Source organism: Bradyrhizobium sp. WCU1 (assembly GCF_053474805.1).
Window position 1 is genome coordinate 3,730,755 of the sequence record NZ_CM130280.1, and the last position, 22,791, is coordinate 3,753,545.

A 22,791-nucleotide genomic window follows, 5' to 3' on the forward strand; every position below is an offset into this window, starting at 1 on the left:
TCGCTAAGAGAGCGAAGCGGTGCTAGCCCGGTCGGGTTCAGGGTTTCTGATTCAATGGACCACGCCACGCGCCCCAGCTCAGCCTCCGTAACGACGACGCGTGTCGTCGACGTGCTGGTGCCTGTGGCGCTGAACCAGACCTATTCCTACCGCGTGCCGCGCGGCATGGAGCTTGCGCCGGGTGATGTGATCTCTGTTCCGCTCGGGCCGCGCGAGGTGGTCGCGGTGGTGTGGGCCGAGAATGCCAGGCCGGATCCGCGGCTGCACAACCGGCTCAAGGACGTCAGCGAGAAGCTCGATGTTCCACCGCTCAGGGCGGAGCTGCGCCAGCTGGTCGACTGGGTCTCCAATTACACATTGTCGGCGCGCGGTATGGTGCTGCGGATGACGCTGCGGATGGGCGAGAACCTCGGGCCGGAGCGGACGCGGCTCGGCGTCCGCCTGGTCGGGGAGCCGCCGCAGCGCCTGACGCCGGCGCGCCGGCGGGTGATCGAAGTGCTGTCGGACCGCTTGCTGCACGGCAAGTCGGAGGCGGCGCGCGAGGCCGGCGTCAGCTCCGGCGTGATCGACGGCCTGGTCGACGAAGGCACGCTGACGGTCGAGGCGATGCCGCCGCCGGCCGCGCCGCCGGTGCCCGATCCCTCCTATGCGCAACCGGATTTCTCACGCGAGCAGCGCAGCGCGGTCGACGTGCTGCGGACGCTGGCGGCGAGCGGCAGCTTTCACGTCGCGCTGCTCGACGGTGTCACCGGTTCGGGCAAGACCGAGGTCTATTTCGAGGCGATCGCCGAGAATATCCGCCGCGGCAAGCAGACGCTGATCCTGATGCCGGAGATCGCGCTGACCGGCCAGTTCCTCGACCGCTTCGCGCAGCGCTTCGGCGTGCGGCCGCTGGAATGGCATTCCGAGCTGACGCCGCGCACCCGGGCGCGCAACTGGGCGGCGATCTCCGAGGGCAAGGCGCCGGTCGTGGTCGGCGCCCGCTCGGCGCTGTTCCTGCCCTATGCCGATCTCGGCCTCATCATCGTCGATGAGGAGCACGACCAGGCCTACAAGCAGGACGAAGGCGCGCATTATCACGCGCGCGACATGGCGGTGGTCCGCGCTCATATCGCAAAAATCCCGATCGTGCTGGCTTCGGCGACGCCGTCGGTCGAGAGTGAGGTCAATGCGCGCAAGGGGCGCTACCAGCGCGTCGCGCTGCCGTCGCGGTTCGGCGGCCAGCACATGCCGCATATCGAAGCGATCGACATGCGGCGCGCCCCGCCGCCGCGTGGGCGGTTCATCTCGCCGGTTCTGGCCGAGCAGATTCGCCACGCGATCGAGCGCCGCGAGCAGGCGCTGCTGTTCCTCAACCGCCGCGGCTATGCGCCGCTGACGCTGTGCCGCGGCTGCGGCCACCGCTTCGCCTGCACGATCTGCGACGCCTGGCTGGTCGATCATCGCTTCCGGCAGCGGCTGGTCTGTCACCATTGCGGCTTCTCGATGCCGCGCCCGAACATCTGCCCGCATTGCGCGGCCGAGGAATCGCTGGTCGCGGTCGGCCCCGGCGTCGAGCGCCTGCAGGAGGAGGCCGCCAGCATCTTTCCCGAGGCCCGCACCATGGTGCTGTCGAGCGATCTGATCACCTCGATCGAGACCATGCGCAGCGAATTGAACGAGATCGCCGAGGGGCGCGTCGACATCATCATCGGCACCCAGCTGGTGGCGAAGGGGCACAATTTCCCGCGGCTCAATCTGGTCGGCGTCATCGACGCCGATCTCGGCCTCAGCAACGGCGATCCGCGCGCCGCCGAGCGCACGTTCCAGCTGTTGAACCAGGTGGTCGGCCGCGCCGGCCGCGAGCAGGGCCGCGGCGTCGGCTATCTGCAGACCCACCAGCCAGAGCATCCGGTCATCAAGGCCTTGATCGCGAACGACCGCGAGGCGTTCTACGCCAGCGAGATCGATATCCGCGAGCGCACCGGCTATCCGCCGTTCGGCCGGCTGGCGAGCCTGATCGTCTCCGCCGGCGACCGTCCGACGGCGGAAGGATTTGCCCGCAAGCTCGCCGCGGTGGCGCCGCTCGACGAGCGGATCCAGGTGCTCGGTCCCGCCGAGGCGCCGCTGGCCGTGCTCAAGGGTCGCTACCGCTTCCGCCTGCTGGTGAAGTCGCTGCGCAATGTCGACCTGTCGCAATATCTGCGCGAATGGCTGGAGGCCGGCCCGAAGACCAAGGGCAATCTGAAGCTCGAGGTCGACGTCGATCCGCAGAGCTTTTTGTAGGCTTCTGGCCCCGGAATGACGGAAAGAAAAAGCCTGCCGTCATTGGCGACGGCAGGCAGTTTGGCGCGAAGCAGGCCTCGCGGCCGGTACGCTACGCAACGCTTACTGAAGGCGTTCGAGCATGATCCGGAAAAGTGCGAAGCGGTTTCCCGAAAAGATCATGCTCAAACAAAGAGCGTTACGACATGACCTCGGCGGTGACGCGGCCGACGCCCGCACCGGTCAGGCCGATGGCGCGGGCAGCGCCGGTGGAGAGGTCGAGCACGCGGCCGCGGACGAATGGGCCACGATCATTGATGGTGACGACGACGCTGCGGCCACCATGGGTGACGCGGAGCTTGGTGCCGAACGGCAGCGAGCGATGGGCCGCGGTCATGGCGTTCTGGTTGAAGCGCTGGCCGGACGCGGTGCGGCTGCCCGACTCATTGCCGTAGAAGGAGGCCATCCCCGAGAACGTGTGGCCACCGGACGACTGGACCGACGCATTGGCGTCGCGCCAGGACGAGCCTTCGGCGCGGGCTTGGTGATGATGATGGTGGTGGTGGCGATGGTGCCTGGACTTCGCGGACGCCTCGGTCACGCTTCCCCCGACCAGCATCGTTGCGGCAACAAACGCAAGCGCCGTACGCGAGCGGGTTACGTTGCCCGCCGCCTTCTTGATATTCGACATTGATAAGACCCTCAGACAGTATTGCCGCTAACGCGGCAAGTGGAACCCCCGTCCCTTCGTTGACCAAAGCCGTTTGGTTGCGCAATGAGGCACGAATTGGGCAGTAAATCCCGATTGTCTCGGGCTGAAATATCTTGTTACCGCTTTGGGGTATTCAATCGAGGTTCCGTAACCTTGGCCGTTAACGAATTTTTAACGATATGAATACCTGTGAATACTGAATATCTGCCTGATTGTAAGATTTCGGTAAGTAATCGCGAAATGAAACGACGGCTCGCGGCGGGTTCCTTGCGCGTGAGCCCATAGGCTCATGCAAATTGCGATGGAACAAAATCGGGGGATGCGAATCGAAGCTGGCTGCGCCGGATTTCCGCACCCCGAATTTTTCTGATTCGCGCGTCCGCGGCGGCCGTCGAAAACCGCATGCGACAAGGCGGCTCTCACGATGCCGTCATGTTGCACCTGCGCGATTGCTATGTTAGCAAAGCCGCGATTTTAACGGTCCCGGCACGTCCTGTGCCGGTCGAAAATCGAAGTCCCGCTTGAATTCCAAGGGCTTGGATCGCTAGGCGCTGCTTTGGTGGCGACGGTTTTTCCCTTGCGGATTTGACAGCAAAAAAGAGCGAGCACGTGGCTGCTGAAGATCCGTCCGTTTCGGGAGTGTCCGGTCGTTACGCAACGGCCCTGTTCGAGTTGGCGCGCGACGAGCAATCCGTCGATCAAGTGAGGGCCGACCTCGACAAGTTCGAGGCCATGCTCAATGACAGCGCCGATCTGAAGCGCCTCGTTCGCAGCCCGGTGTTTGCCGCCGACGCCCAGTTGAAGGCGCTGACCGCGGTGCTCGACAAGGCCGGCATCGCCGGTACCTCGGCAAAATTCCTCAAGGTGCTTACTGCCAATCGCCGGCTGTTCGCCGTGGCCGATGTGATCCGCGCCTATCGCGCGCTGGTGGCGAAGTTCAAGGGCGAGGCGAGTGCGGAAGTCACCGTCGCCGAAGAGCTCAGTGACAAGAATCTCGACGCGCTGAAGGCCGCACTGAAATCAGTGACGGGCAAGGACGTCGCGCTCAACGTGAAGGTCGATCCCTCCATTATTGGTGGCCTGGTGGTCAAGCTCGGCAGCCGGATGGTGGATAGTTCGCTTCGCACCAAACTCAATTCGATCAAGAACGCGATGAAAGAGGCAGGCTGATGGACATCCGCGCCGCAGAAATTTCTGCGATCCTCAAGGACCAGATCAAGAATTTCGGCCAGGAAGCCGAAGTCACCGAAGTTGGCCAGGTGCTGTCGGTCGGCGACGGTATCGCCCGCGTCTACGGTCTCGACAACGTTCAGGCCGGTGAAATGGTCGAGTTCGAGAACGGCACCCGCGGCATGGCGCTGAACCTCGAAACCGACAACGTCGGCATCGTGATCTTCGGCGCCGACCGTGAGATCAAGGAAGGCCAGACCGTCAAGCGCACCCGCGCCATCGTGGACGCGCCGGTCGGCAAGGGCCTGCTCGGCCGCGTCGTCGACGCGCTCGGCAACCCGATCGACGGCAAGGGCCCGATCCAGGCGACCGAACGCAAGCGCGTCGACGTCAAGGCGCCCGGCATCATTCCGCGCAAGTCGGTGAACGAGCCGATGGCCACCGGCCTGAAGGCAATCGACGCGCTGATCCCGATCGGCCGCGGCCAGCGCGAGCTGATCATCGGCGACCGCCAGACCGGCAAGACCGCGATCGCGCTCGACACCATCCTGAACCAGAAGCCGCTCAACGCCCAGCCGGACGAGAGCCAGAAGCTGTACTGCGTCTATGTCGCGGTCGGTCAGAAGCGCTCCACGGTTGCGCAGTTCGTCAAGGTGCTCGAAGAGCAGGGCGCGCTGGAATACTCGATCGTCGTTGCCGCGACCGCGTCCGATCCAGCGCCGATGCAGTACATCGCGCCGTTCACCGGCTGCACGATGGGCGAATACTTCCGCGACAACGGCATGCACGCCGTGATCATCTATGACGATCTGTCGAAGCAGGCCGTCGCCTACCGCCAGATGTCGCTGCTGCTGCGCCGCCCGCCGGGTCGCGAAGCCTATCCGGGCGACGTGTTCTATCTCCACTCCCGCCTGCTCGAGCGCGCCGCCAAGCTCGGCAAGGATCATGGTTTGGGCTCGCTGACGGCGCTGCCGGTCATCGAAACCCAGGCCAACGACGTGTCGGCCTACATCCCGACCAACGTGATTTCGATCACCGACGGCCAGATCTTCCTGGAAACCGATCTGTTCTTCCAGGGCATCCGTCCCGCCGTGAACGTCGGTCTGTCGGTGTCGCGCGTCGGCTCCTCGGCGCAGACCAAAGCCACCAAGAAGGTCGCCGGCAAGATCAAGGGCGAGCTCGCGCAGTACCGCGAAATGGCGGCGTTCGCGCAGTTCGGCTCCGACCTCGACGCCTCGACCCAGCGTCTGCTCAACCGCGGCTCGCGCCTGACCGAGCTCCTGAAGCAGCCGCAGTTCTCGCCGCTGAAGATGGAAGAGCAGGTCTGCGTGATCTGGGCCGGCACCAACGGCTATCTCGATGCGCTTCCGCTCAACAAGGTGAAGGCTTTCGAGGATGGTCTGCTGTCGCTGCTGCGCGGCAAGCATGTCGATATCCTCAATGCGATCCGCGACAGCCGCGACCTGTCTGACGACAGTGCCGCCAAGCTGAAGTCGGCGGTCGACGGCTTCGCCAAGACGTTTGCATAACGAATGGGGCGCCGTCCGGCTCGAACGCCGGGCGTGACGAACGGAGGCTTGCGATCTGACCATCATGGTCGGATCGCCGGGGTGAACGAAGAATGGCGTCACTAAAAGACATGCGGGTCCGCATCGCCTCGACCAAGGCGACGCAGAAGATCACCAAGGCCATGCAGATGGTCGCAGCCTCCAAGCTGCGCCGCGCGCAGAACGCCGCCGAAGCGGCGCGGCCTTATGCCAACAAGATGGATGCGGTGATTTCCAATATCGCCGCCGCGGCCAACGGCTCGCCCGGCGCTCCGGCACTGCTCGCCGGCACCGGCAAGGACCAGGTCCACCTGCTGCTGGTCTGCACCGGTGAGCGCGGCCTGTCCGGCGCCTTCAACTCGGCCATCGTGCGCCTGGCGCGCGAGCGGGCGCAGTCGCTGCTTGCGCAGGGCAAGGACGTCAAGTTCTTCTGCGTCGGCCGCAAGGGCTACGAGCAGTTGCGGCGGACGTTCGACAGCCGCATCGTCGAGCACCTCGACCTGCGTTCGGTGCGACAGATCGGTTTCGTCCACGCCGAAGACATCGCCAAGAAGGTGCTGGCGCGGTTCGAGGCCGGCGAGTTCGATGTCTGCACGTTGTTCTATTCGCGCTTCCAGTCGGTGATCGCGCAGATCCCGACCGCGCAGCAGATCATCCCGCTCGAGGTGGCCGCGCCTGCCGCCAATGCGGCTCCGTCCACCTCGTATGAGTACGAGCCCGAGGAGGACGAGATCCTCGGCAGCCTGCTGCCGCGCAACCTCGCGGTGCAGGTGTTCCGCGCGCTGCTGGAGAACAATGCTTCGTTCTACGGCGCCCAGATGAGCGCGATGGACAGTGCGACCCGCAATGCCGGCGAGATGATTCGCAAGCAAACCCTGATTTACAACCGAACCCGTCAGGCCCAGATCACGAAGGAGCTGATTGAAATCATCTCCGGCGCTGAGGCGGTCTAAGGCAGATTTCGAAGGAGAACAGTCCATGGCTACAGCAGCCAACCAGATCGGTCGCGTCACCCAGGTCACGGGCGCCGTGGTCGACGTGCAGTTCGAAGGCCATCTTCCGGCGATTCTGAATGCGCTCGAGACCAAGAACGGCGGTAACCGCCTGGTGCTCGAAGTCGCCCAGCATCTCGGCGAATCGACCGTCCGTACCATCGCGATGGACATCACCGAAGGTCTGGTGCGCGGCCAGGAAGTGACCGACACCGGTGAGCCGATCCGCGTTCCGGTCGGCGAAGGCACGCTCGGCCGCATCATCAACGTCATCGGCGAGCCGATCGACGAAGCCGGTCCGATCAAGGCCGAAGGCGTGCGCGCGATCCACCAGGAAGCGCCGAGCTACACCGATCAGTCGACCGAAGCTGAAATTCTCGTCACCGGCATCAAGGTCGTCGACCTTCTGGCTCCGTACGCCAAGGGCGGCAAGATCGGCCTGTTCGGCGGCGCCGGCGTCGGCAAGACCGTGCTGATCCAGGAGCTGATCAACAACGTCGCGAAGGCGCACGGTGGTTACTCGGTGTTTGCCGGCGTCGGCGAGCGCACCCGTGAAGGCAACGACCTCTATCACGAGTTCATCGAATCCAAGGTCAACGCCGATCCGCACAATCCGGACCCGAGCGTGAAGTCGAAGTGCGCGCTGGTGTTCGGCCAGATGAACGAGCCGCCCGGCGCCCGCGCCCGCGTCGGCCTGACCGGTCTGACCGTCGCCGAGCACTTCCGCGACCAGGGCCAGGACGTGCTGTTCTTCGTCGACAACATCTTCCGCTTCACCCAGGCGGGTTCGGAAGTGTCGGCGCTGCTCGGCCGTATTCCTTCCGCGGTGGGTTATCAGCCGACGCTCGCGACCGACATGGGCGCGCTGCAGGAGCGCATCACCACCACCCAGAAGGGCTCGATCACCTCGGTGCAGGCGATCTACGTGCCGGCCGACGACTTGACCGACCCGGCGCCCGCCACCTCGTTCGCGCACTTGGACGCCACCACGGTGCTGTCGCGCGCGATCTCGGAAAAGGGCATCTATCCGGCGGTGGACCCGCTCGACTCGACCTCGCGCATGCTGTCGGCGCTGGTGGTCGGTGAAGAGCACTACAACACCGCGCGCCTCGTCCAGCAGATCCTCCAGCGCTACAAGTCGCTGCAGGACATCATCGCCATTCTCGGCATGGACGAACTGTCGGAAGAGGACAAGCTGACGGTGGCTCGCGCCCGCAAGGTCGAGCGCTTCCTGTCGCAGCCGTTCCACGTCGCCGAAATCTTCACCGGCTCGCCGGGCAAGTTCGTCGACCTCGCCGACACCATCAAGGGCTTCCGCGATCTCTGCCAGGGCAAGTACGACCATCTGCCGGAAGCGGCGTTCTACATGGTCGGCACCATCGAAGAAGCCGTCGAGAAGGGCAAGAAGCTCGCCGCCGAGGCGGCCTAAGCTTCGAGATGTCGTCATCGCCGGACTTGATCCGGCGATCCATCGCACGAGAAGTATTTTGACTGATGGACCCGCGGGTCAAGCCCGCGGGTGACAGCGCAAAGAACGGAAAGACCATGGCAACCTTCCACTTCGATCTCGTCTCCCCCGAAAAGCTCGCCTTCTCCGGCGAGGTCGATCAGGTTGACGTCCCCGGCGTGGAGGGTGATTTCGGTGTGCTCGCCGGGCACGCTCCGGTCGTCGCCACGGTTCGCCCGGGCATCCTGACGATCACGACCGCCGGCAAGCGCGAGAAGGTGATCGTGCTCGGCGGTCTTGCCGAAGTGTCGGACAAGGGCCTCACCGTGCTCGCCGATGTCGCGACCGCGCTGGCGGATCTCGATCGCGCCAAGTTCGCCGAGACGATCAACGAGATGCAGGAGAAGCTTTCCGAGAAGGAAGGCTCCGAGCTCGACCACGCGATCGAGCGGCTCGATCACTTCAAGAGCATCCAGCACGAGCTCAACGCGACCGCTATGCACTAAGGCGCGGTTGCCGACCAGCGATCGCGCCATTGCGCCGGGTGAGCCGGCTCTGCCTGTGAAATAGCTCACGTTTTTCAATTATCGCCTGCGAAGGCTCAAACGATTTCAACGCTCGCCACGCCCTGGCGGGCGTTGAATGCTTGTTGCACCCACGGGCGTCTGGCGGCATTCTGCCGCGCTTATTTGGGTTCCGCGGCCTGGTATTCTTGACGCGCAAGGTCGCCGAGATCTTCGCGGACGACATCGAGAACGAGCAGAGCGCGACAAACGCCGCACAAGGGTGCAATCCGAACAGTGTGAAGCAGCTTACAGCAAGGACCGTGCGGCCATGACAAGCTGCGGCACGACGACGAGCTGGCCCGATCGCGTCGCGATTTCTCCCCGGACATGACGGAAGATACTGTGCTGACCTTCTCCACCGATGCGCTCCGCCCCCAGGACCGTTTCGAACACTGGTGCGACGTGCGCGGCAAAAGCCTGTTCGGGGTCACGATCGAGCTCGAGCGCGACAAGCGGCCCGATTTCCGCGGGCACTTTTCCGCGACGCCGGTGGGCGGTGCCGTGCTGGCGGAAATGTCGGCATCCTCCTATCGGGTCAGCCGCACCTCATCGGACATTGCGCGGGTGCCGAGCAACAGCCTGCAACTCGCCTGGCAGGTGCGCGGCCCCGGGTACCTGAACATCGGTCGCGATCGCGTTCACTTCGTGCACAATGGTGATCTGGTGTTCGGCCACTCCAATCTCCCGTATTTCTCGACGCCCGAACGGAACGACGGGTTTCATTTCTTCAGCCTCAAGATCCCGGTCACCGACGAGCTTCTACTCGGCGCGCGAATCGAGGATGCGCCGCCGGTCGCGCTGGCGCGTGATGCGCGCCTGACCCGGCTGGTCGGCGCCATGTTCCGCGCCATGACGCGCGATCCGGTACGAGCCGGGCAGTTCGCCGGCGAAGTGACGCATATGGTGCGCCTGGCGCTGCTCGCGCGCGGGCGCCTGCGGCCGCGCCAGGATGAAATCCGTGCCGCGCTGCATGCGGGCCATCTCCATGCCGCGCGCGAAATCCTGCTGCGCGATCTGCATCGCGCCTCGCTGACGCCGGCCGCGGTCGCCACCGAACTCGGCATCTCGCTGCGGCAACTGCATGCGCTGTTCGAGCCGACCGGCCTGTCGTTCGCGCGGACCTTGACGGCGGCGAGGCTGAATGAAGCGCGGCGGCTGCTCTATGCCACGCAGGAGCGCGGCATCGACGAGATCGCGTTCGCGTGTGGCTTCGACAGCATCGCGACGTTCTATCGTGTCTTCCGCGCGACCTATGGCATGACGCCGGGCGACGCGCGGCGGATTCAGCCGGCGAATTCCGCAAATCTGGTCGCGACCGCGCGATAGACGTCGCGGCGAAACGGCACCACAAGATCGGCGACGCGATCGAGGCGCTCCCAGCGCCATTGATCGAATTCCGCGGGCTGGCCGTTGCGCGGCGTCAGCGGATCGATCTCCTCGTCGCGTCCGGTGAAGCGTAGCGCAAACCATTTCTGCCGTTGGCCGCGGAATTTGGCCAGCCGGTGCGAGGACGGCCCGTCATAGGCCGGGAATTCGTAGGTCATCCAGTCGGTCTCGCCGAGATAGTCGGCGTTGACCGCGCCGGTCTCTTCCCACAATTCGCGCATCACGGCCTGGCGTGGATCTTCGCCGTCGTCGATGCCGCCTTGCGGCATCTGCCATTCGAGGCCGGGCAACACGATCTCCGGACCGTCGTCCTTGATCCGGTGGCCGATCAGCACGCGTCCAGCCGCGTTGAACAGCGCGATGCCCACATTGGGCCGATAGGGTTTCTCTGATGACATCTCGGTTGGTACGTCGTGGGTCTATTTGGCAGCCAGAGCGGCGAATTCCTTCACGACGCGCTCGTAGACCGGCCGCTTGAACGGCACAATCAGCTCCGGCAGATTCTTCATCGGCTCCCAGCGCCAGGTGATGAACTCGGCCTTGTGGCCGCCGCCGGGGTTGGCGACGTTGATCTCGCTCTCGTTGCCGGTGAAGCGCAATGCGAACCACTTCTGCCGCTGGCCGCGGTAGCGGCCCTTCCAGGCGCGGCCCGCGACGGTGCGCGGGATGTCATAGATCAGCCAGTCCGAGACCTCGCCGAGCTTCTCCACCGACTTGATGCTGGTCTCTTCATAGAGTTCGCGTCGCGCCGCCTGAAACGTATCCTCGCCGGGATCGACGCCGCCTTGCGGCATCTGCCAGACATGCGCGTCGTCAACATGTTCGATGCCGCCGGCGCGGCGTCCGATGAAGACCAGTCCGGCCGTATTGAGCAACATGATGCCGACACAGGTTCGATAGGGCAGGTCCTCATAACGTGCCATGCTGCCGCTACCTCGCATTTCCCGATGCCATCAGACCCGGCCCCCCGGCTAGGTCATGCTGCACCAACAGATTGATCTTTAGCCCGATTTTGATTTCAGCATCGCCGTTGTCAATGGCACAAGCATGATGCCCTTGGAGTCCAGTGTCTTGAGCCAGGCGCCGAGCCGCTCGATCGAGACCGGCAGCGCCGAGGCGACGCCCACGGCCGTGCCGCGTTCCTTGGCGATGGTTTCCAGCTTGACCAGGGCGCGGTCGATCTCGGCCGAGGTCGGAACCGCGTCGATGGCGAAATCGGCCTTCGCGAACGGCAGCGACTGGCCGGCGGAGAGGGTCTGCGCGACGCTGCGCGGGGTGGAACCGTCGTCGAAATAGCTGAGGCCGCGCTTGGCGGCTTCACGCACGATCGGCTGCATCACGGGATCGGACGCGACGAACCGGGCCCCCATGAAATTGGCGATCCCGGCATAGCCCTGCAGGCGGCTGAGGTGCCAATAGAGCCGGTCGAGGTTCTGTTCGCCGCTGAGCGTGGTCAGCAGGGTTTGCGGCCCCGGATCGTTGTCGGGATAGTCGAACGGCTCCATCGGGATCTGCAGCAGGATCTCATGGCGTTGCGCCCGGGCGCGTTCCGCGAGCTTGCCGGGGTCGGCGCCATAGGGCGTGAAGGCCAGCGTCACGGCCGGCGGCAGCTTCATGATGGCGTCAGTGGTCTTGGCGGCGCCGACCCCGAGGCCGGCGACCACGACGGCAACCACCGGCATCCGGGCCGCCTTGGCGCGGTCGGCTTCGGCCGCATAGACCGTGAACGGTTTCAGGCCGTCGGCGACGGCCGGGATCATGCCGTAGCGCGACTTTTCCAGCAGACGCGGATCGATACCGGACATCGCGAGCGGCGGCGGTGCGTCGCCGTCAGCCTTCTCGGCCGGATCGCCGGCGCCGATCACGACATCCTGGCGCTTGCCGCTGGAGCCGTCGATGATGGTGACGGTTTTGGCGTCGCTGGCGGCAGCCGGCGTCTTCGCGACGGATTTGACCGCCGGCTCAGTCGCCTGGCCCGCCGGGGCCTGCTTGTCGTCAGGAGCGGCTTGTGGGGGATTGCGCAGAGTGATGCGGGCCATCGGCTCGCCGCCGAGCGGGTTGTCGTTGAACAGCGCAACGCCGACGAAGCCGACCAGCACGAGCCCCAGCAGCACGGCGAGCGCCTGCATCGCCGTGAATGGCAGGCGGAAACGGCGCGTCCTGCCCACGGTCTGCTGCCCAAGCGGCGTGCTCAGTTCGTCGGCCGCCTCTGCCATGACCCTCCCCGAATCAACAGCGCAAACGATAGCACGATGCGGTGCTTTCCCGCGCGCCGGCCGCCCCGGCAATGCACGGACAGTGGTGGATGCCGAAAGCAGAAAGGGCGGCCCGAGGGCCGCCCTGTTCGCCTGGTCGATTGGATCGGATCAGTTCGCGGACTTGTTGGCCGGCTTGTCGGCGGCGGCCTTGTCGCCGGGCGCCTTGTCACCGGACGGGGCGGCCGGCGCCGGCGTGGTGTTCGCGGTCGACTTGATGCCGTGCAGCAGGTCGTCGGCCATCTTCAGCGCCTTGTCGTCCTTGGCGTCCGGCGGGACGTAGGACTGCGAGCCGGTCTTCTCGTCGCCGTCGTTCTTCAGATGGCCGCGCAGCGAAGCCTCGCCCTTGGTGTCGGTGCGCGCCTTCAGCTCTTCCGGCACGTCCTGCAGCACCTCGATGTCGGGCACGATGCCCTTGGCCTGGATCGACTTGCCCGACGGCGTGTAGTAGCGCGCGGTGGTGAGGCGCAGCGCGCCGTTGCCCGAGCCGAGCGGGATGATGGTCTGCACCGAGCCCTTGCCGAACGAGCGGGTGCCGACCAGCGTCGCACGCTTGTGGTCCTGCAATGCACCGGCGACGATTTCGGAGGCCGATGCCGAGCCGCCGTTGATCAGCACGATGACCGGCTTGCCCTTGGTCAGGTCGCCGGGATGCGCCGTGCGGCGCTGGGTTTCCTCGGCATTGCGGCCGCGGGTCGAGACGATCTCACCGCGCTCGAGGAAGGCGTCGGACACGGTCACCGCTTCTTCCAGCAGGCCGCCGGGGTTGTTGCGCAGGTCGATGATGTAGCCCTTCAGCTTGTCGCCGATCTGGCCCTGCAGATTGGCGACCTCCTTCTTCAGGCCTTCGGTGGTCTGCTCGTTGAAGGTGGTGATGCGGATATAGGCGATGTCGTCGGCCTCGACGCGTGCGCGCACCGAGCGGACGCGGATGTTGTCGCGCACCAGCGTGACGTCGATCGGATTGTCCTGGCCCTTGCGGATGATCTTGAGCTTGATCTTGGTGTTGACCGGACCGCGCATCTTCTCGACGGCCTGGTTCAGCGTCAGGCCCTGCACCGCCTCGTCGTCGAGTGTGGTGATGATGTCGTTGGCCATGATGCCGGCCTTCGAGGCCGGGGTGTCGTCGATCGGCGAGACCACCTTGATCAGGCCGTCCTCCATCGTGACTTCGATGCCGAGGCCGCCGAACTCGCCGCGGGTCTGCACCTGCATGTCGCGGAAGCTCTTGGCGTCCATGTAGCTCGAATGCGGATCGAGGCCGGACAGCATGCCCGAGATCGCGGATTCGACCAGCTTGGAGTCGTCGGGCTTCTCGACATAGTCGCTGCGCACACGCTCGAACACGTCGCCGAACAGATTGAGCTGGCGGTAGGTGTCCGACGTCGCGGCGCGCGCGCTCGATCCCATCAGCACGGCGCGGGGCTGCGTGACGAAAAGCGTCAGGGCCGCGCCGGTGGCGGCGCTAAGGAGAATTACCGAAGTCTTGCGCATCATCCGCGAACCTTTTCGCCTTCATTTGCGGCCCACCATGGACCTGGATCGATTGGAGTGCCGTCTTTCCGGAACTCGACATAGAGCACTGGCTGGCTCGCATTGGTCGCGAGAATGGATGCAACCTGGGATGTCGATCCCATCGTCGCAACCGGCTCCCCCGTGAGTACAAACTGGCCGATGTTTACCGAAATACGCTCCATCCCGGCGATCAGGACATGATACCCGCCCCCGGCATTGAGGATCAAGAGTTGTCCATAGCTGCGGAAAGGACCGGCGTAAACAACCCAGCCGTCACACGGGGTTGTGACCTGCGCGCCCGGTTTGGCTGCCAAAGAAATGCCTTTTTGTACGCCCCCCGCGCCGTCGGAACCGCCAAATTCGCGAATCTTGGTGCCATTCACGGGATAGGAGAACAGGCCTTTGGCCGAGGCGAAGGCGACCGCCGGGCTCATGCGGGCCGGATCCTTCAACGCTCCCAAATTCGGCTTACCGTTAACGGTCGCCGGGGCTCCCTGGAGGCTGGCGGTGGCGGCAGCCTTGGCCGCGCTCTTGAGGTCCTGCTCCATCTTCGCGATCAGGCCCTGCAGATTGTCGGCCTGCTTGGACAGCGCAATGGCGCGCGCGCCTTCGGTCTCCATGTCCTTTTCGGCCGCGCTCTGCTGCCGCTGCCGCTCGTCGACCAGCGCCGCCAGGCGGGTCTGGTCTTCCCGCAGCTTGTCGCGGTCGGCCGCCAGTGCGTCGCGCTCGGTCGAGATGGTCTTGCGCAGCGCGACCAGTTCGCCGAGATCCGCGGCAAGCTTCTCGGCGCGGACGCGCAATTCCGGCACCACGGCGCCGAGCAGCATCGCGGTGCGCAGCGATTGCAGCGCGTCCTCGGGCCGCACCAGCAGCGCCGGCGGGGTGCGTCGTCCGGCGCGCTGCAACGCCGCCAGCACCTCGATCACGTCAGAGCGACGTGAATCGAGCGAGGTGCGGATCTCGCGCTCGCGGCCGTCGAGCGGCTGCAGGCGTGCCTCGGCATCCGCGATACGGGTCTCGACGCTGCGCACCTGGCCGGCAATATCGATCAGCTGCTGGTTGAGCTTGCTGCGGTCCTGGCCGATCGCGGCGATGTCGGCCTTCAGCTTGTCCTGCAGCTCGGTCGCCTTGCGCTGCTGCTCGCGCGCGGCCTCGAGCTCCTGCTCACGCTGCTTGATGGCGTCGTCGGGGGATGTTGCGGTCGTGGCGGCTTGTTGCGCCGGCTGCGGCGTCGGTGATGGGGCCTGCGCATGTGCCGAAGCGACGAGGAGCGCAATCGACGGCGGCAGCAGGAAGGACAGCCAGCGTCGTCGCGTGGCGCGAAGATCGAAGAGCTGGTCTCGCTTGTGCTGCATCCGAGCTGTTCAGCGCTTTTGTCTGTCCGTCACCGTGTCACGCGCGGTGATAGGGATGGCCGGCCAAAATGGTCGCGGCCCGATAAATCTGTTCCAGAAGCATGACGCGGACCATTTGATGCGGCCAGGTCGCGGAGCCGAATGCAATACGCAACGAAGCCTTGCGCTGCAATTCAGGCGAAAGTCCGTCGGCGCCGCCGATCACGAAGGCAGTATGTGCAGCCCCCTCGTCGCGCCAGCGGCCGAGCTGCTGCGCAAAGCTTGCGCTGTCGATGCTCTTGCCGCGTTCGTCGAGCGCGACCAGCATATGCTTTTCCGGCAGCAATGCGGAGATCGCCGCGGCTTCTTCCGCGATACGCGCGGCGGTGTCGCGCGCGCGGCTCTCCGGAATTTCATGAACCTCGAGGCCGCGAAAGCCGAGCTTGCGGCCGATATCCTCGAAGCGCTCGCGGTAACGCTCGGCGAGCTCCCGTTCAGGGCCCTGTTTCAGGCGGCCGATGCAGATCACGACGAGACGCATCAGCGCAGACTAGCTGCGCCGCAGCCGATTCGCATCGGCTTCGATACCCGTTAGACCGCCGCGACTGCCGGGTTCTGAGTCCACAACCGCTCGAGATTGTAGAACTCACGCACCTCAGGCCTGAACACGTGAACGATCACATCGCCGGAATCGATCAGCACCCAGTCGCAATTGGGCAAGCCCTCGACATGGATGTTCTTGACCCCGTTTTCCTTGAGGCTCTTCGTCACATTCTCCGCGATCGCACCAACGTGCCGGTTGGCCCGGCCGGTGGTGATGATCATGTAGTCGGAGTATGCGGATTTGCCGCGAAGGTCGATGGTGATCGTCTCTTCCGCCTTCATGTCATCGAGGCGAGAGAGGACCAGGCTCAGCGTCTTGTCGGCATCCGGTTTGGCAGCGTTCAGTTCGGCAGCGTCCGGTTGCGCCTGCAAGGCCGCGGTTTTCGTCGATGTTTTACGCGCAGTCTTTGGAACCTTGGGTAAAACAGACTTTGACAATACAGATGTGGCCAGGGACCATTCCTTTCACTGTATCGCGGGCTGCCGAATCCTCGGCCCCACGCACCATATTAGGCATGTGGGGTTAATGGTTTCAATATTCCAGTAACCCTTTTACGCCTCACGCCGTTCTCCAGCTCCCGTCCGGGTTCCGCAGTCCGGTCGAAGACAGATTGGATTTCATTCCTGTCAGGAACACCCAGGCCGGCGCCTGCTGATCGGCCAGCCGTGTCGCCTGATTTTCGGGCATGCGATAGCGCGAGAGCGCCTGCGCCGCCGGTGCGGCAAGGGCGCGGAAGCTCTGGGGTGGTCGGTCGATCACGGCAATCGGCACATCGGACGCGATGCGCCGCCAATCTTTCCAGCGATGAAATTGCGCGAGATTGTCAGCGCCCATGATCCAGACAAAGTGCACGCCGGAGACACGACGGCGCAAGTGGATGATCGTGTCGACAGTGTAGCTGACGCCAATGACAGCTTCGAGACAAGAGATGTCGATGCGCGGATCGTCGGCAACGCGGCGCGCCGCCGCGGCGCGCTCGTTGAGCGCATGCAGGCCGTCATGGTTCTTGAGCGGATTGCCCGGCGTCAGCAGCCACCACACGCGGTCGAGCTGCAGGCGCTTCAGCGCGAACAGGCTGATGGCGCGGTGCGCGGCGTGCGGCGGATTGAACGAGCCGCCGAGCAGCCCGATGCGCATGCCGTTGGTGTAGAACGGAAGCGCCTGGGCCGCGGACAACGGCACGGTGGAAGCTTGCTGCAAGGGTCTACCGTGCGCGTGCGACAATGATCACGGCCGTGTCTGCCCGGAGCCGTGGACACGGTACTTGAAGCTCGTCAGCTGCTCGGCGCCGACGGGCCCGCGGGCGTGGAATTTGCCGGTGGCAATGCCGATCTCCGCGCCGAAGCCGAACTCGCCGCCATCGGCGAACTGGGTCGAGGCGTTGTGCAGCACGATCGCCGAATCGACCTCGTTGAGGAATCGCTGCGCGGCTGCGGCATCCTCGGTCACGATCGCATCGGTGTGATGCGAGCCGTGATTCTGGATATGCGCAATCGCGGCGTCGAGGCTGTCGACGATCTTCGCCGAGATGATCGCGTCCTCGTATTCGGTGGTCCAGTCCTCGTCGGATGCGGGCTTCACCCTGGCATCGACGCCCTGCACGATGTCGTCGCCGCGCACCTCGCAACCGGCGTCGATCAGCAGCTCGACCAGCGGTTTGAGTTTCGTCGCGGCTGCGTTGCGATCGATCAGCAGGGTCTCGACCGCGCCGCAGACCCCGGGACGCCGCATCTTGGCGTTCAGCACGACCGACTTGGCCATATCGAGCCTGGCGCTGGCATCGACGTAGATGTGGTTGACGCCTTCGAGATGCGCGAACACCGGAACGCGCGCTTCCGCCTCGACGCGCGCGACCAGGCTCTTGCCGCCGCGCGGCACGATCACGTCGATGCCGCCGTTCAATCCGGTCAGCATCAGGCCGACGGCTGTGCGGTCACGGGTCGGCACCAGCGTGATCGCGGCCTCGGGCAGGCCGGCTTCACGCAGGCCCTGCACCAGGCATTGATGGATCGCGCGGCAGGAGCGGAAGCTGTCGGAGCCGCCGCGCAGGATCACGGCGTTGCCGGACTTCAGGCACAGCACGCCGGCGTCGGCGGCGACGTTGGGACGGCTCTCGAAGATCACGCCGATGACGCCGAGCGGCACGCGGACGCGCTCGATGGTCATGCCGTTCGGCCGCTGCCAGCTTTCGGTGACGGCGCCGACCGGATCGATGATCTCGCGCACGGTTGCGACGCCATCGGCCATGGCCTCGACGCGCGCCTGCGTCAGCGTCAGGCGGTCGACGAAGGCCGCGGTCATGCCGCCCGCGCGCGCCTCGGCGACATCCTCGGCATTGGCGGCGAGAATGGCCGGCGCATTGGCGCGGATCGCGCGTTCGATCGCGGCGAGCGCCCGGTTCTTCTGCTCCGGCGGCGCCAGCGCCAGCACGCGCGCGGCGGCGCGCGCCTTGGCGGCGAGGTCGGTCATCAGGGCGGTGAGATCGGCGTTGCCGTCGATCGCCTTCAGGGGGGCGCTCATGGAAGTCCCAGCTTTGGAATAAGGCCATGTTCTAGCATGGCAATTAGGGAGTGGCGAGGCGCGGAACCGGCATGGCAGGTGGGCGGCAGGCCGCCCGCTCGGCCAATGGCCTACTCAGTGCTCTATTTGGCCCTACTTGGCCGGGATCGCGCCTGCCGGGCCGATCACGAGGTCGTCGCGGTGGATCATCTCGGACCGGCCGCTGATGCCCAGAATCGCCATCACGTCAGGCGAGGAGCGGCCCTTGATCTTCTCGGCGTTCTCGGCGTCGTAGGCGACGAGGCCGCGGCCGATCTCATGGGTGTCGGGGCCGCGCACCACCACGGCATCGCCGCGCGCGAACTGGCCGTCGACCCTGACGACGCCGGCCGGCAGCAGGCTCTTGCCGGCGCGCAGCGCGGCCACTGCGCCGGCATCGATGGTCAGCGTGCCCTTCGGCTCCAGCGAGCCCGCGATCCAGCGCTTGCGCGCGGTGACGGGATTGGCCGGGGTCAGGAACCAGGTGCAGCGGCCGCCGTCAGCGATCGCCTGCAGGGGGTGCTCGATCTTGCCCGAGGCGATCAGCATGTGGGTGCCGGCGGTGGTCGCGATCTTGGCTGCCTCGATCTTGGTGGTCATGCCGCCGCGCGACAGCTCGGAGCCGGCCGAGCCGGCCATGCCCTCGATCTCCGAGGTGATGCTCTCGACCACCGGAATCAGCTTCGCATCGGGATCGACCGCGGGCGGTGCGGTGTAGAGACCGTCGATGTCGGACAGCAGGATCAAGAGATCCGCGCTCGCCATGGTGGCGACGCGGGCGGCGAGACGATCATTGTCGCCGTAGCGGATCTCTGTGGTGGCGACGGTGTCGTTCTCGTTGATCACGGGCACCGCGCCCCATTCCAAGAGCTTGGCGATCGTCGAACGCGCATTGAGGTAGCGGCGGCGCTCCTCGGTGTCCTGCAGCGTCACCAGGATCTGTCCGGCCCCGATGCCGTGATGGCCGAGCACCTCCGACCAGATCCGCGCCAGCGCGATCTGGCCGACGGCTGCGGCAGCCTGGCTCTCCTCGAGCTTCAGCGGGCCGCGCGGCAGCTTCAGGCGGCTGCGGCCGAGCGCGATCGAGCCCGACGACACCACCATGACCTCGCAGCCGCGCTTGTGCAGCTTTGCGATGTCCTCGACCAGCGCCGCGAGCCAGGAGGCGTGCACCTCGCCGGCCTGCGAATCGACCAGCAGCGACGAGCCGACCTTGACGACGATGCGGCGAAAGTTCTTGAGCGCGGGGCGTTTCATGGGTTCGGTCTGGCAGGAAGGTGGAAGCAAAAGGTGCCACGAGGTGGCATGGGAGGTCTGGTTGCCGTCAACCCTGCGGCACCGGCGTCGCCCACGGCTCCGCCTGGCCGCCCTTGGCCTTGTTGGACACCGGCGCCTCGCCGATCACCTCGACCAGCGCACGCAGCGCGTCCTGCACGCCTTCACCGGTTGCGCCTGACAGCAGCAGCGGCGTCTTCTTCGCGGCCCGCTTGAGGCGGTCCTTCTGCTTCTTCAGCTCGTCGGGCGCGACCGCGTCGATCTTGTTGAGCGCGACGATCTCGATCTTGTCGGCGAGCTGGCCCGCATAGGCTTCGAGCTCGGTGCGCACGGTCTTGTAGGCCTTGCCGGCATGTTCGCAGGTCGCATCGATCAGATGCAGCAGCACGCGGCAGCGCTCGACATGGCCCAGAAAACGATCGCCGAGGCCGGCGCCTTCATGCGCGCCCTCGATCAGGCCGGGAATGTCGGCGAGCACGAATTCACGGCCGCCGTAATTCACCACGCCGAGCTGCGGATGCAGCGTCGTGAAGGGATAGTCGGCGATCTTCGGCCGCGCCGCGCTGACCACGGAGAGGAAGGTCGATTTGCCCGCGTTGGGCAGGCCGACCAGGCCGGCATCCGCAATCAGCTTCAGCCGCAGCCAGATCCAGCGCTCTTCGCCCGGCGCGCCGGGATTGGCGTTGCGCGGCGCGCGGTTGGTGGAGGATTTGAAATGCGCGTTGCCGAAGCCGCCATTGCCGCCGGTCGCCAGCACGAATTTTTCGCCGAGCTCGGTGAAGTCGTGCAGCAGGGTCTCGCGGTCCTCGTCGAACACCTGGGTGCCGACCGGCACTTTCAGCACGATCGATTTGCCGTTGGCGCCATGGCGGTCCTTGCCCATGCCATTGGTGCCCTTCTGGGCCTTGAAGTGTTGCTGATAACGGTAGTCGATCAGCGTGTTCAGCCCGTCGACGGACTCGATGATGACGTCGCCGCCGCGGCCGCCATTGCCGCCGGAGGGGCCGCCAAACTCGATGAACTTCTCGCGCCGGAACGCGACGCAGCCATTGCCGCCGTCGCCCGAGCGAATATAGACCTTGGCTTCATCGAGGAATTTCATGATTTCAACTATAGCGTTTTCAAGCGAAGTGGTCGCCGGTTCGCGTGAAGAAAACGCGTCAAAACGAGAATCGAGAGCACAGCGGTCCTGATTTCATCAGCACCGGTGTGCTCTAGTTAGGGCAGGGTGGCCGCTGCGGCAACCCGGAAAGGCCCTGACTTTGGCGAAAAGCCTTAATTTTCGAGCCTTTTTGCGGCCCCGGCGAAAGCGGGATGGGTTTTAGTTGAATCGGCTGGCGCGGTCTCGGTCGACCTCTCCCCATCGGGGAGAGGTCGGCGCGAAGCGCCGGGTGAGGGTTCTTGCTCTCTCGATAGACCGCAACCCCTCACCCGATTTGCTGCGCAAATCGACCTCTCCCAAGGGAGAGGTGAACTTTTGACGCCGATCCAGCTCGACCTAATCTCACCATGCTGCTAGCTCGGCCGCCGCCGCACCAAGAATTTCTGCATTCCTTCCAGCACCAACTCGCGGCGCTGGTTGTACACGGTCGAGCGCAGCGTCACGACGCCGGTGGTCTTGCCCGGTGACAGCTCGATCACCTCCAGCGCCGGGTAGATGGTGTCGCCGGCATAGACCGGCTTGAGGAACTTGCTCGACTGTTCCAGGAAGCCGATCAGCGATTCCTCCACGACATAGGGAAACAGCCCTGCGCCGGGCGCGGTGTGCACCAGGGTCTGGAAGCCGTGCGCGAGCAAATCAGGCATGCCGCGGCTGCGGCAATACTCGACGTCGTAATGGATCGGATGGGTATCGCCGCTTGCGGTCTGGAACGCCGCGAACACGGCCGAGGTCTGGGTCCGGCTCGGAATCACGAAGCGCTCGCCGAGCACGAAATCCTCGAACCAGCGCTGCGCGGGGACCATGCGATGCTGGGTGGGGTCGAAGTCGCTCATGCGGCGTTTCCTGCTCTGTTTCTTGACGTGCTGGCCCAGCCGTAGCGCAGCTGCGGCACTGCGACAATTGGTTCGATATGCCCGCGCCGGGGTTGTCCTGCACGGCCACCTCGCTAAAACCGGCGTTCGGACCTGTCCGACTCAAGTGGCGGCGATAACAAGACAACAATGAGCCTGTTCGCAAAACTGTCCTCCTACGACGATCGATCGGCGCGGCTCGCCGGCATCGGCTTGATGCTGCTGTCGATCTTCATGTTCTCGGTCGGCGACGCGATGGGCAAATTCATCGTCGCCACCTACTCGGTCGGGCAATTGCTGTGGCTGCGCGCCTGCGCGGCGCTGCTGGTGCTGCTGCCGATGGTGTGGAAGCGGCGCGCGGATTTCCGGCATCTGGAGCGGCCGTGGCTGCAATTGCTGCGCGTCACGCTATCGACCGTGGAGGTCGCGGCGTTCTTCCTGGCGACGGTCTATCTGCCGCTTGCCGACGTCATCACCTACTATCTGGCCGGACCGATCTTCGTCACCGCGATGTCGGGCCTCTTGCTCGGCGAGCATGTCGGCTGGCGGCGCTGGACCGCGATCCTGGTCGGCTTCTGCGGGGTGCTGATCGCGCTCAGGCCATCCGCGCAGACCATCAGCTGGCCGGCGATGATCGCGCTCGGCGGCAGCCTGTCGTTTGCCGTGCTGATGCTGATCACACGCTCGCTGCGCGCAACGCCCGACATCGTGCTGGCGACGTCGCAATTCGGCGGCACCTTCATCCTCGGCCTCGTGCTGTCGTCGTTCGGCTGGGTGACGCCATCGGCCGGCAGCCTCGTGCTGTTCTTCGCCGCCGGCATCATCTCGGTCGCGGCGCTGCTCTGTGTGAACAGGTCGCTGAAGCTCGCGCCGGCCAGCGTGGTGGTGCCGTACCAATATTCGATGATCGTCTGGGCGGTGATCTTCGGCTTCGTGGTGTTTGGCGACGTGCCGTCCTGGGCCACGATCGTCGGCGCCGCCATCATCATCGCGGCCGGCCTCTACATCTTCGTGCGCGAGCAGCAGCTCGGGCGACCTGACTCCGCGGTGAACCCGCCGGCCTAACCGCGTTGTCGTCCCGGCGAAGGCCGGGACCCATAACCACCGATGCTGATTGCGGCACAGGCTGGAGCCGCAGCGCGGCCGAACAGCGACCATTTGTGATTATGGTCCCCGCCTTCGCGCTAGGGCAT

At 65.3% G+C, this 22,791-nt stretch carries 21 protein-coding genes; 8 read left to right on the forward strand and 13 right to left on the reverse strand.

Features of this window, described 5'->3' with window-relative positions; all coding sequences use genetic code 11:
* Positions 1 to 54: 54 nt before the first annotated feature.
* Positions 55 to 2,265, forward strand: a complete 2,211-nt coding sequence (locus tag ACTUWL_RS17380) for a primosomal protein N' (RefSeq protein WP_021078779.1) — start codon at positions 55 to 57, stop codon at positions 2,263 to 2,265.
* A 178-nt stretch (positions 2,266 to 2,443) separates the two neighbouring features.
* Here the strand turns inward: ACTUWL_RS17380 and ACTUWL_RS17385 are convergent, their stop codons facing one another.
* Positions 2,444 to 2,935: a septal ring lytic transglycosylase RlpA family protein gene (locus ACTUWL_RS17385; RefSeq protein WP_021078778.1), complete on the reverse strand. Its 492-nt coding sequence runs from the start codon at positions 2,933 to 2,935 to the stop codon at positions 2,444 to 2,446.
* A 630-nt stretch (positions 2,936 to 3,565) separates the two neighbouring features.
* Here ACTUWL_RS17385 and ACTUWL_RS17390 point away from each other — a divergent pair.
* The 6 genes from ACTUWL_RS17390 (at position 3,566) to ACTUWL_RS17415 (ending at position 10,004) form a co-directional block, all read left to right on the forward strand.
* Positions 3,566 to 4,126: a F0F1 ATP synthase subunit delta gene (locus ACTUWL_RS17390; RefSeq protein WP_021078777.1), complete on the forward strand. Its 561-nt coding sequence runs from the start codon at positions 3,566 to 3,568 to the stop codon at positions 4,124 to 4,126.
* Entirely contained in the window at positions 4,126 to 5,655 is a 1,530-nt protein-coding gene (gene atpA, locus ACTUWL_RS17395; RefSeq protein ID WP_021078776.1) for a F0F1 ATP synthase subunit alpha, read from the forward strand. The genes ACTUWL_RS17390 and atpA overlap by 1 nt, the downstream gene beginning before the upstream one ends.
* Before the next feature lie 92 nt (positions 5,656 to 5,747).
* The gene (locus tag ACTUWL_RS17400; protein WP_035651266.1) at positions 5,748 to 6,626 is read left to right on the forward strand and encodes a F0F1 ATP synthase subunit gamma; all 879 of its coding nucleotides are present in this window, start codon (positions 5,748 to 5,750) and stop codon (positions 6,624 to 6,626) included.
* Between the two features lie 25 nt (positions 6,627 to 6,651).
* Complete coding sequence (gene atpD, locus ACTUWL_RS17405; protein ID WP_021078774.1) at positions 6,652 to 8,094, forward strand: F0F1 ATP synthase subunit beta; 1,443 nt, start codon at positions 6,652 to 6,654, stop codon at positions 8,092 to 8,094.
* A gap of 116 nt (positions 8,095 to 8,210) precedes the next feature.
* Entirely contained in the window at positions 8,211 to 8,618 is a 408-nt protein-coding gene (locus ACTUWL_RS17410; protein WP_035651307.1) for a F0F1 ATP synthase subunit epsilon, read from the forward strand.
* A 402-nt stretch (positions 8,619 to 9,020) separates the two neighbouring features.
* Complete coding sequence (locus ACTUWL_RS17415; RefSeq protein ID WP_035651305.1) at positions 9,021 to 10,004, forward strand: AraC family transcriptional regulator; 984 nt, start codon at positions 9,021 to 9,023, stop codon at positions 10,002 to 10,004.
* On the opposite strand, the gene ACTUWL_RS17420 is transcribed toward ACTUWL_RS17415, so the two are convergent.
* From ACTUWL_RS17420 to ACTUWL_RS17475, 12 genes are all read right to left on the reverse strand, one after another.
* Positions 9,962 to 10,462 (reverse strand): RNA pyrophosphohydrolase, encoded by a 501-nt coding sequence (locus tag ACTUWL_RS17420; RefSeq protein WP_021078771.1) that lies wholly within the window; start codon positions 10,460 to 10,462, stop codon positions 9,962 to 9,964. The genes ACTUWL_RS17415 and ACTUWL_RS17420 overlap by 43 nt on opposite strands.
* A 21-nt stretch (positions 10,463 to 10,483) precedes the next feature.
* Complete coding sequence (locus tag ACTUWL_RS17425) at positions 10,484 to 10,987, reverse strand: RNA pyrophosphohydrolase (RefSeq protein ID WP_021078770.1); 504 nt, start codon at positions 10,985 to 10,987, stop codon at positions 10,484 to 10,486.
* Between the two features lie 78 nt (positions 10,988 to 11,065).
* Positions 11,066 to 12,280, reverse strand: a complete 1,215-nt coding sequence (locus ACTUWL_RS17430) for a divergent polysaccharide deacetylase family protein (RefSeq protein ID WP_021078769.1) — start codon at positions 12,278 to 12,280, stop codon at positions 11,066 to 11,068.
* Between the two features lie 150 nt (positions 12,281 to 12,430).
* On the reverse strand, positions 12,431 to 13,816 hold the full coding sequence (locus tag ACTUWL_RS17435) for a S41 family peptidase (RefSeq protein WP_021078768.1): 1,386 nt from the start codon (positions 13,814 to 13,816) through the stop codon (positions 12,431 to 12,433).
* Positions 13,813 to 15,189 carry a murein hydrolase activator EnvC family protein gene (locus ACTUWL_RS17440; protein WP_021078767.1) on the reverse strand — a complete coding sequence of 459 codons (1,377 nt, stop codon included), beginning with the start codon at positions 15,187 to 15,189 and terminating at the stop codon, positions 13,813 to 13,815. The genes ACTUWL_RS17435 and ACTUWL_RS17440 overlap by 4 nt, the downstream gene beginning before the upstream one ends.
* A 37-nt stretch (positions 15,190 to 15,226) precedes the next feature.
* Entirely contained in the window at positions 15,227 to 15,709 is a 483-nt protein-coding gene (gene rlmH / locus ACTUWL_RS17445; RefSeq protein ID WP_021078766.1) for a 23S rRNA (pseudouridine(1915)-N(3))-methyltransferase RlmH, read from the reverse strand.
* Between the two features lie 50 nt (positions 15,710 to 15,759).
* Entirely contained in the window at positions 15,760 to 16,053 is a 294-nt protein-coding gene (rsfS, locus tag ACTUWL_RS17450; RefSeq protein WP_197363321.1) for a ribosome silencing factor, read from the reverse strand.
* Positions 16,054 to 16,330: 277 nt separating this feature from the next.
* A complete protein-coding gene (locus ACTUWL_RS17455; RefSeq protein WP_021078764.1) occupies positions 16,331 to 16,954 on the reverse strand; it encodes a nicotinate-nucleotide adenylyltransferase in 624 nt (207 codons plus the stop codon).
* Positions 16,955 to 16,999: 45 nt separating this feature from the next.
* Positions 17,000 to 18,292: a glutamate-5-semialdehyde dehydrogenase gene (locus ACTUWL_RS17460; protein ID WP_021078763.1), complete on the reverse strand. Its 1,293-nt coding sequence runs from the start codon at positions 18,290 to 18,292 to the stop codon at positions 17,000 to 17,002.
* 132 nt (positions 18,293 to 18,424) lie between these two features.
* Positions 18,425 to 19,567 (reverse strand): glutamate 5-kinase, encoded by a 1,143-nt coding sequence (gene proB, locus ACTUWL_RS17465; RefSeq protein ID WP_021078762.1) that lies wholly within the window; start codon positions 19,565 to 19,567, stop codon positions 18,425 to 18,427.
* Between the two features lie 67 nt (positions 19,568 to 19,634).
* Complete coding sequence (obgE, locus tag ACTUWL_RS17470) at positions 19,635 to 20,687, reverse strand: GTPase ObgE (protein ID WP_021078761.1); 1,053 nt, start codon at positions 20,685 to 20,687, stop codon at positions 19,635 to 19,637.
* A 413-nt stretch (positions 20,688 to 21,100) separates the two neighbouring features.
* Positions 21,101 to 21,580 carry a MaoC family dehydratase gene (locus ACTUWL_RS17475; RefSeq protein ID WP_021078760.1) on the reverse strand — a complete coding sequence of 160 codons (480 nt, stop codon included), beginning with the start codon at positions 21,578 to 21,580 and terminating at the stop codon, positions 21,101 to 21,103.
* Between the two features lie 168 nt (positions 21,581 to 21,748).
* Here ACTUWL_RS17475 and ACTUWL_RS17480 point away from each other — a divergent pair, with 168 nt between their 5' ends.
* A complete protein-coding gene (locus tag ACTUWL_RS17480) occupies positions 21,749 to 22,663 on the forward strand; it encodes a DMT family transporter (protein ID WP_021078759.1) in 915 nt (304 codons plus the stop codon).
* The last annotated feature ends 128 nt before the right edge of the window (positions 22,664 to 22,791 follow it).

Bases quoted from the DNA above. Each gene is read 5' to 3' on its own strand.
- ACTUWL_RS17380 (WP_021078779.1), top strand. From the start codon at position 55: ATGGACCACGCCACGCGCCCCAGCTCAGCCTCCGTAACGACGACGCGT.
- ACTUWL_RS17385 (WP_021078778.1), bottom strand. From the start codon at position 2,935: ATGTCGAATATCAAGAAGGCGGCGGGCAACGTAACCCGCTCGCGTACG.
- atpA (WP_021078776.1), top strand. From the start codon at position 4,126: ATGGACATCCGCGCCGCAGAAATTTCTGCGATCCTCAAGGACCAGATC.
- ACTUWL_RS17400 (WP_035651266.1), top strand. From the start codon at position 5,748: ATGGCGTCACTAAAAGACATGCGGGTCCGCATCGCCTCGACCAAGGCG.
- atpD (WP_021078774.1), top strand. From the start codon at position 6,652: ATGGCTACAGCAGCCAACCAGATCGGTCGCGTCACCCAGGTCACGGGC.
- ACTUWL_RS17410 (WP_035651307.1), top strand. From the start codon at position 8,211: ATGGCAACCTTCCACTTCGATCTCGTCTCCCCCGAAAAGCTCGCCTTC.
- ACTUWL_RS17420 (WP_021078771.1), bottom strand. From the start codon at position 10,462: ATGTCATCAGAGAAACCCTATCGGCCCAATGTGGGCATCGCGCTGTTC.
- ACTUWL_RS17425 (WP_021078770.1), bottom strand. From the start codon at position 10,987: ATGGCACGTTATGAGGACCTGCCCTATCGAACCTGTGTCGGCATCATG.
- ACTUWL_RS17430 (WP_021078769.1), bottom strand. From the start codon at position 12,280: ATGGCAGAGGCGGCCGACGAACTGAGCACGCCGCTTGGGCAGCAGACC.
- ACTUWL_RS17435 (WP_021078768.1), bottom strand. From the start codon at position 13,816: ATGATGCGCAAGACTTCGGTAATTCTCCTTAGCGCCGCCACCGGCGCG.
- ACTUWL_RS17440 (WP_021078767.1), bottom strand. From the start codon at position 15,189: ATGCAGCACAAGCGAGACCAGCTCTTCGATCTTCGCGCCACGCGACGA.
- rlmH (WP_021078766.1), bottom strand. From the start codon at position 15,709: ATGCGTCTCGTCGTGATCTGCATCGGCCGCCTGAAACAGGGCCCTGAA.
- rsfS (WP_197363321.1), bottom strand. From the start codon at position 16,053: ATGAAGGCGGAAGAGACGATCACCATCGACCTTCGCGGCAAATCCGCA.
- ACTUWL_RS17460 (WP_021078763.1), bottom strand. From the start codon at position 18,292: ATGAGCGCCCCCCTGAAGGCGATCGACGGCAACGCCGATCTCACCGCC.
- proB (WP_021078762.1), bottom strand. From the start codon at position 19,567: ATGAAACGCCCCGCGCTCAAGAACTTTCGCCGCATCGTCGTCAAGGTC.
- obgE (WP_021078761.1), bottom strand. From the start codon at position 20,687: ATGAAATTCCTCGATGAAGCCAAGGTCTATATTCGCTCGGGCGACGGC.
- ACTUWL_RS17475 (WP_021078760.1), bottom strand. From the start codon at position 21,580: ATGAGCGACTTCGACCCCACCCAGCATCGCATGGTCCCCGCGCAGCGC.
- ACTUWL_RS17480 (WP_021078759.1), top strand. From the start codon at position 21,749: ATGAGCCTGTTCGCAAAACTGTCCTCCTACGACGATCGATCGGCGCGG.